Source organism: Herbaspirillum sp. UBA812, from assembly GCF_002296545.1.
In the GTDB taxonomy this organism is placed as follows: Bacteria; Pseudomonadota; Gammaproteobacteria; order Burkholderiales; family Burkholderiaceae_D; genus Herbaspirillum; species Herbaspirillum huttiense.
In genome coordinates this window covers 1-6,650 of the sequence record NZ_DBIC01000356.1, presented here as the reverse complement: position 1 = coordinate 6,650, position 6,650 = coordinate 1, and the positions used below count along the sequence as shown (strand labels likewise).

The following is a 6,650-nucleotide window of genomic DNA, read 5'->3' as shown; positions in this document are numbered from 1 at the left end:
TGATGGCAAAGTGCGGCATGCCGGTGCGGAAGCGGCGCAGCAGGTCCAGTGCCGGCAAGGCCGGCGAAATGAACTGCACCGGACGCAGATATTCCTTCAGGTTGCCGATGGCGCGCCCATCCTGCTGCGCCAGGAACACATCCTTCAGGTGCACCAGGCCCAGCACCTGCTGGCGCTCGGCATCGAAGTAGGGATAACGCGAATAGCGGTTGCGATAGATGATGTCCAGGTTCTCTTCCAGGCTCTTGTCATCGCCCAGGGACACGATCTCGCTGGCCGGACGCATGATGTCGGCCACGTCCAGTTCGGCAAAGTTCAGGCTCTGCGCCAGCACGTTCCACTCGTCACGCGTGAACTTGCCACTCTTGCCGCTCTTGCTGCCGGCGCGTAGGATCAACTTGAGTTCGTCCGAAGAATAATGGGCATCGTGACCATGTCCCGCACCCAGTCCGGCCACGCGCAGCAGCCAGTTGGAGCTGGCATTGAGCACCCAGATCAGCGGATACATGCCCCAGTAGAAACCGTACAGCGGCACGGCACACCACAAGCCCAGTTTCTCCGGGCTGCGGATGGCCATCGACTTGGGGGCCAGTTCACCGGCCACGATGTGCAGGAAGGAAATGACGAAGAAGGCGAACACGAACGAGATGCCGTGAATCAGCTCCTGATTGGTCACGCCGACCAGCGAAAAGAGCGGTTCCAGCAAGCGTGCGAAGGCAGGTTCACCGATCCAGCCCAGGCCCAGCGAGGCCAGGGTGATACCCAATTGGCAGGCGGAGAGATAGGCATCCAGCTGATTGTGGACCACGGCCAGGATGCGGCCGCGCATGCCTTGTGTTTTTGCGATGGCCCGGATGCGCGTTTGACGCAACTTGACCAGACTGAATTCTGCTGCAACGAAAAAACCGTTCAACGCAACCAGGAAGAAGGCCGCGACGATCAGTAATATGTTTTCCAACTAGGGTTCCTATCGGGGTTGTCTAAGGGCCCGGACGCCATGAGCCGGTCCGGACTCCGTAATTTACCATGCATGAGGCATGGAACCCGATTCGTTGTCAGAAATGAAAGGCGGAAGCCGTATCGAAAGGATGTTGCCGCCTACAAACAAAATGAACGAAAGTTCTCATTCTGCAGTAAATATATGTAAAGTCACGTTTATAATTGACGTACGGCAACTTGACTTTGGGTAGCCGCCTTCACTTACTTCAACTTGACTTCACAACGCACGTGCTGCTGCGCGGCACCTCGCGTCTTTTTATTCACATCATGAAAAAGCCTGCCTCGCTCTTCGTCGCCCTGCTTGCCAGTGTTTCCCTGCTCGTCACCGGCTGCGCCAGCGCGCCCCGGTCCAAGCCCGTCGCCCAGAATGAAATGGCGCGCAACGAAATTGAAAAGATCACCCGCGTGGAAATCTTCTATCACCCCTCCGAGTACGGCGTGATGGACCTGGGCGGATCGGGGGCGGCCGGCATGAGCGGTGCTTTCGGCATCTTCGGGCTGGTCGCCGGACTGGCGCTGGACGCCTCCAGCAAGCTGAGCTTTGCCGACAGAGCAGCCGCCCGCTCCAAGGAATTCACGGCCCTGCTCAAGGACAAGGGCACGCCCGATATCAATGCTGCCCAGGCCGAATACCTGGCCGGGCTGATTCGCAAGTCGGGACGCGAAGTCATCGTCACCAGCGTGAAACGTCCCACCGGAGAAACGCCGCTGATGGATGTCACCACGGCCAGCAGCACCGATGCCGCCAGCGCGATGCCGGTTGCGCTGACCCAGCCTGGTACCGCGCGCCTGATCCTGCGGGTGACCACGGGCTATGGTGCCGAAAGCGCCACTGCCTCCTACCGTTCGCTGATGATCACGCACGCGGTCCTGCGTGAGCCGGGCGGCAAGCGACTGGTCTTCATGGAACTGACCAAGAAGGACAACGGTGAAACCTACAGCACCTTCGAGAGCCTCAAGAGCAATGCGGACGAAGCTGCCCTCTCCCTGAACAAGGACGCCGTGGAGCAGGCGCAGCAAGTGTTCCACAACACCTTCGACCTGCCGCCGCGCACCACCACGGTGGCGGCCAAATAAGCCCTGCCGCCCGGGCCGGACCTTGCGCCGGCCCGCCGCTTGCTGCCGCACTGCCGCCACCGCTTGCGGTGAGCCTCAGAACCCTTCCAGCACGATCTTCCCCTTGGCCTTGCCCGACTCCAGCAGGGCATGCGCACGCCGCAGATTCTCCGCGCTGATGCGCCCGTAATGCTCGCCGGTCGTGGTACGCAGCACGCCCTCATCCAGCAGTTGTGACACCCGTTGCAGCAGTTCGTGCTGGCGGATCATGTCGGCAGTCTGGAACATGGAGCGGGTGAACATCAATTCCCAATGCAGCGAAATGCTCTTGCGCTTGAGCGGCACCGCATCCAGCGTGGCCGGATCGTCGATCAGCGCCAGCTGGCCCTGCGGTGCCAGCGCCTCGATGATCTGTGCATAGTGCTGGTCGGTATGGGTCAGGCTGATGACGATATCGACCTCAGGGAAACCCAACTGCTCCAGTTGCGGTTTGAAGGGCTGGCTGTGGTCGATCACGTGATGCGCGCCCAGCTCGCTCACCCATTGCGCGGTTTCCGGGCGCGAGGCAGTGCCGATGACGGTCAGCTGCGTGAGCTTGCGCGCCAGCTGGGTCAGGATCGAGCCCACGCCACCGGCTGCGCCGATGATGAGCAGTCGCTTGTCCTGCCCCGCGCCTTCGGCGACGCCGACGCGGTCGAACAGCAGTTCCCAGGCGGTGATGGCCGTCAGCGGGATGGCGGCGGCATCTGCATGGCCCAGGCTGGCGGGCTTGCGGCCGACAATGCGCTCGTCGACCACGTGCAGTTCGCTGTTGGCACCAGGGCGGACGATGGAACCGGCATAGAACACCTCGTCGCCCGGCGCAAACAGGCTGACCGCCGGGCCGACCGCACGCACCACGCCGCTGACATCCCAACCCAGCACGCGGGCTTCGCCAGCGCTGGCGCGGATCTTGGTGTCGACCGGATTGACCGAGATGGCCTTGACCTCGACCAGCAGGTCATGCTCGCCAGCGACGGGATCGGGCAAGGTGGTGTCGGCCAGCGCGGCGGCGTCATGGATGGCTTTGGCTTGCGGGTTGGTGATGATGGCTTTCATGCTGAATCCTTCACGATAATGAGCAACAGATGGGTGACATCTTAGGACAGCGCCACCCGATCAACCACTCCCGGGACCACGAAAGAGTTTCTTCATACAGGCGAAAATCCACCCCTATCCCACACCCGCTCCCGCATCCGCGCAGGTGACCGCTTACACCAGATGCGGCTTGATCACCGCCGCCAGCTTGTCGAAGGCGCGCGCGATCTCCTCATTGGGCACGCTCGCATAGCCCAGCAACAAGCCCCGCCGCGCCCCACGCGCATGCATGTAGTAGCGCGACAGCGGGCGCACCACGATGCCGGCGGCCAGTGCCTCTTCGCAGATGAGCACGTCGTCGCACTCCTGCGGCAGACCCAGCACAAGATGCAATCCGGCCTCGCCGCCGGTAATGGTCATCTTTTCGCCGAAGTGGCGGTTGATGGACTGCTGCAGCAGTTGCAGCCGTTCGGCATACAGCACGCGCATCTTGCGGATGTGCGAGGCGAAATGGCCCTCGGCCATGAAGTCGGCCAGCGTGGCCTGCAGGAACACCTGGCCGTTGCGATACAACTCGGCAATGCCGGTGGCAAAGGCCTTGGCCAGCGACTCCGGCACCACCAGGAAGCCGATGCGCAATCCCGGAAACATGATCTTGCTGAAGGTGCCCATGTACAGCACGCGGTCCTGCGTATCCATGCCCTGCAGCGATGCCAGCGGACGTCCACCGTAGCGGAATTCGCTGTCGTAGTCATCCTCGATGATCCACACCTTGTGGGTGGCCGCGTACTCCAGCAGCATGCGCCGCCGCGACAGGCTCATCACCATCCCCAGCGGATACTGGTGCGAGGGCGTGGTGCAGATGAAGCGCGGCGGACGGCGCAAATTGGCCAGGCGCATGCGCATGCCTTCCTGGTCCACCGCGATCGGGACCGACTGGATGCCCAGCGAATTGAGCACGCTGCGGGTGCCCCAGTAGCACGGGTCTTCCACCCAGGCAGTATCGCCATGCTCGCCCAGCAGCTTGACCACGATGTCGATGGACTGGTGGATGCCGGTGGTGATGAGCACCTGTGACGGCGTGCAGTTGACGGAACGCGCCACGCGCAGGTACTCGGCGATCTGCTCGCGCAGCCCGGCATAACCGGCGCCCGGCCCGTAGGTCAGCAGGTCCGAACTGGAACGACGCCAGTGCTTGTTCTGCAGGCGTCCCCAGATCTTGTGCGGCACGCAGGTCACGTCCGGTACGCCCGGCATGAAGGCCCCCCATTGGCGCTCGCCCACGCCAGCCTGGCGTGTGAGCAATGCACCGCGCGCGGACAGTTCGGATTTGCCGGAAGGATCGGTCAGCGGCTCCTTGCGCTCCACCGCCTCGGGGATCTGGTCCGGCGCCGTATCGGCCACGAAGGTTCCGGCACCGGTGCGGCTTTCCAGATAACCCTCGGCCAGCAATTGTTCATAGGCATAGGTCACCGTATTGCGCGAGGTCCCCAGCTCCAGGGCCAGGTCGCGCGAGGACGGCAATTGCATGCCCGCCGGTAGCGTATGGGCCAGGATGGCTTCGCGGATCAACTGGTAGATCTGGCGGTTGACGGGCATGCGCTCGCTGCCGGTCTTTACATTTTTGGCGGACTTCGCTGCGCCGCTTTCGCGGCTGGCCGCCGCCTTGCCCTTGCCCGGCGCGGCCTTGGCGGAGGTGCGATTGATGCGCAGCAGCAGATAGTCGGACAAGGAGGCGAGTTTCAAGTGGCACCATCAAATAATTGAAATTGGCTCTATATTACAGTGCCACTGGGGTTTTATATTGTTTCCCGATTCAGCAATTTCCTGCACATTTCCGCGCCCTGCGGCGCATTCAACGAAGCAAGATCGGAGCAAGCCATGACCAGCAAGGCCACCAACCAAGAGCTGCAACAACGAAAGAATGCCGCCACCCCGCGCGGCGTGGGTGTGATGTGCGACTTCTACGCCGAGCGCGCGTCCAACGCCGAACTGTGGGATGTGGAAGGCCGCCGCTTCATCGACTTCGCCGCCGGCATTGCGGTCCTCAACACCGGCCACCGCCATCCCAAGCTGCTCGACGCCATGCGCGCCCAGCTCGACAAGTTCACCCACACCGCCTACCAGATCGTGCCCTACGCCAGCTATGTCGAACTGGCCGAGCGCATCAATGCGGTGACCCCCGGCAACTATCCCAAGAAGACCGCCTTCTTCTCCACCGGCGCCGAAGCCGTGGAAAACGCCATCAAGATCGCCCGCGCCCACACCGGCCGTCCCGGCGTGATCGCCTTCGCTGGCGGCTTCCATGGCCGGACCATGATGGGCATGGCGCTCACCGGCAAGGTCGCGCCCTACAAGCTGGGCTTCGGTCCCTTCCCCGGCGACGTGTTCCATGCGCCCTACCCCAGCGCCCTGCACGGCATCACCACCGAAGACGCACTGGACGCGGTCCATGGCCTCTTCAAGAGCGACATCGAAGCCAAGCGCGTGGCCGCCATCATCCTGGAACCGGTGCAGGGCGAAGGCGGCTTCTATGCTGCCCCGGCCGACTTCATGCGCGGCCTGCGCGCCATCTGCGACGAGCACGGCATCCTGCTGATCGCCGACGAAGTGCAGTCCGGTTATGGCCGTACCGGTAAATTATTTGCGATGGAACATTACGACGTCCTGCCCGACATGATGACCATGGCGAAAAGCCTGGCCGGTGGCATGCCGCTGTCGGCCGTCAACGGCCGCGCCGAGATCATGGATGCGCCCGCCCCTGGCGGCCTGGGCGGCACCTATGCCGGCAACCCGCTGGCCGTCGCCTCGGCGCTGGCGGTGCTGGATGTGATGGAAGAAGAAAAGCTGGTCGCCCGCGGCCAACGCCTCGGTGACAAGCTGCAGGAGCACCTGAAGGAACTGCGCTCTGCCGTGCCGCAGATCGCCGAAGTGCGCGGTGTCGGTGCGATGGTGGCGGTGGAGTTTGCCGATCCCGTCACCGGCAAGCCGGATGCGGACTACACCAAGAAGGTCCAGCAACATGCGTTGAACAATGGCTTGCTGCTGCTCTCCTGCGGCAGCTACGGCAACGTGATCCGCTTCTTGTTCCCGCTGACGATTCCCGATACCGTCATGGATGAGGCGCTGGGCATCCTGGCCAAGGCGATCAAGCTGGCCTGAGTCTTGCATTGCAAGGCAGCTTTCAGAACAGGGAAGACGGGCCGCACCAAGTCTGCGGCCCCGCGTACAAGAGAGGATCGATGATGGCAGCTTATGCAATGAAGCAAGCGGCGCAAGCACACGCGCCGGCTACCGGCAGCGGCAATGACGTGCTGGTGCAGTTCTGCGGCGTGAAGAAAACCTACGATGGCGAAAACCTGATCGTCAAGAATCTGGATCTCGACATTCGTCGCGGTGAATTTTTGACCCTGCTGGGTCCGTCCGGCTCCGGCAAGACCACCTGCCTGATGATGCTGGCCGGTTTCGAATTCCCGACCGGCGGCGAGATCCGCCTCGATGGCCAGTTGCTCAATCGC

General features: G+C 62.7%; 6 protein-coding genes. 3 read left to right on the top strand and 3 right to left on the bottom strand.

Going from position 1 to position 6,650, the window contains the following annotated elements; genetic code table 11:
- The coding region (locus B3873_RS23755; RefSeq protein ID WP_286869396.1) for a hemolysin family protein at positions 1 to 958 on the bottom strand (958 nt) is incomplete at its 3' end.
- Positions 959 to 1,266: 308 nt separating this feature from the next.
- Here B3873_RS23755 and B3873_RS23750 point away from each other — a divergent pair.
- Positions 1,267 to 2,076 (top strand): hypothetical protein, encoded by an 810-nt coding sequence (locus B3873_RS23750; RefSeq protein WP_286869394.1) that lies wholly within the window; start codon positions 1,267 to 1,269, stop codon positions 2,074 to 2,076.
- Positions 2,077 to 2,151: 75 nt separating this feature from the next.
- On the opposite strand, the gene B3873_RS23745 is transcribed toward B3873_RS23750, so the two are convergent.
- Together B3873_RS23745 and B3873_RS23740 are read right to left on the bottom strand one after the other, a co-directional pair.
- Entirely contained in the window at positions 2,152 to 3,153 is a 1,002-nt protein-coding gene (locus B3873_RS23745; protein ID WP_286869392.1) for a zinc-binding alcohol dehydrogenase family protein, read from the bottom strand.
- Between the two features lie 153 nt (positions 3,154 to 3,306).
- On the bottom strand, positions 3,307 to 4,878 hold the full coding sequence (locus tag B3873_RS23740; RefSeq protein ID WP_286869390.1) for a PLP-dependent aminotransferase family protein: 1,572 nt from the start codon (positions 4,876 to 4,878) through the stop codon (positions 3,307 to 3,309).
- Between the two features lie 135 nt (positions 4,879 to 5,013).
- Here B3873_RS23740 and B3873_RS23735 point away from each other — a divergent pair, with 135 nt between their 5' ends.
- A complete protein-coding gene (locus B3873_RS23735; RefSeq protein ID WP_039789038.1) occupies positions 5,014 to 6,294 on the top strand; it encodes a 4-aminobutyrate--2-oxoglutarate transaminase in 1,281 nt (426 codons plus the stop codon).
- Between the two features lie 83 nt (positions 6,295 to 6,377).
- On the top strand, positions 6,378 to 6,650 hold a 273-nt coding region (locus B3873_RS23730; protein WP_286869397.1), incomplete at its 3' end, for an ATP-binding cassette domain-containing protein.

Bases quoted from the DNA above. Each gene is read 5' to 3' on its own strand.
- B3873_RS23750 (WP_286869394.1), top strand. From the start codon at position 1,267: ATGAAAAAGCCTGCCTCGCTCTTCGTCGCCCTGCTTGCCAGTGTTTCC.
- B3873_RS23745 (WP_286869392.1), bottom strand. From the start codon at position 3,153: ATGAAAGCCATCATCACCAACCCGCAAGCCAAAGCCATCCATGACGCC.
- B3873_RS23735 (WP_039789038.1), top strand. From the start codon at position 5,014: ATGACCAGCAAGGCCACCAACCAAGAGCTGCAACAACGAAAGAATGCC.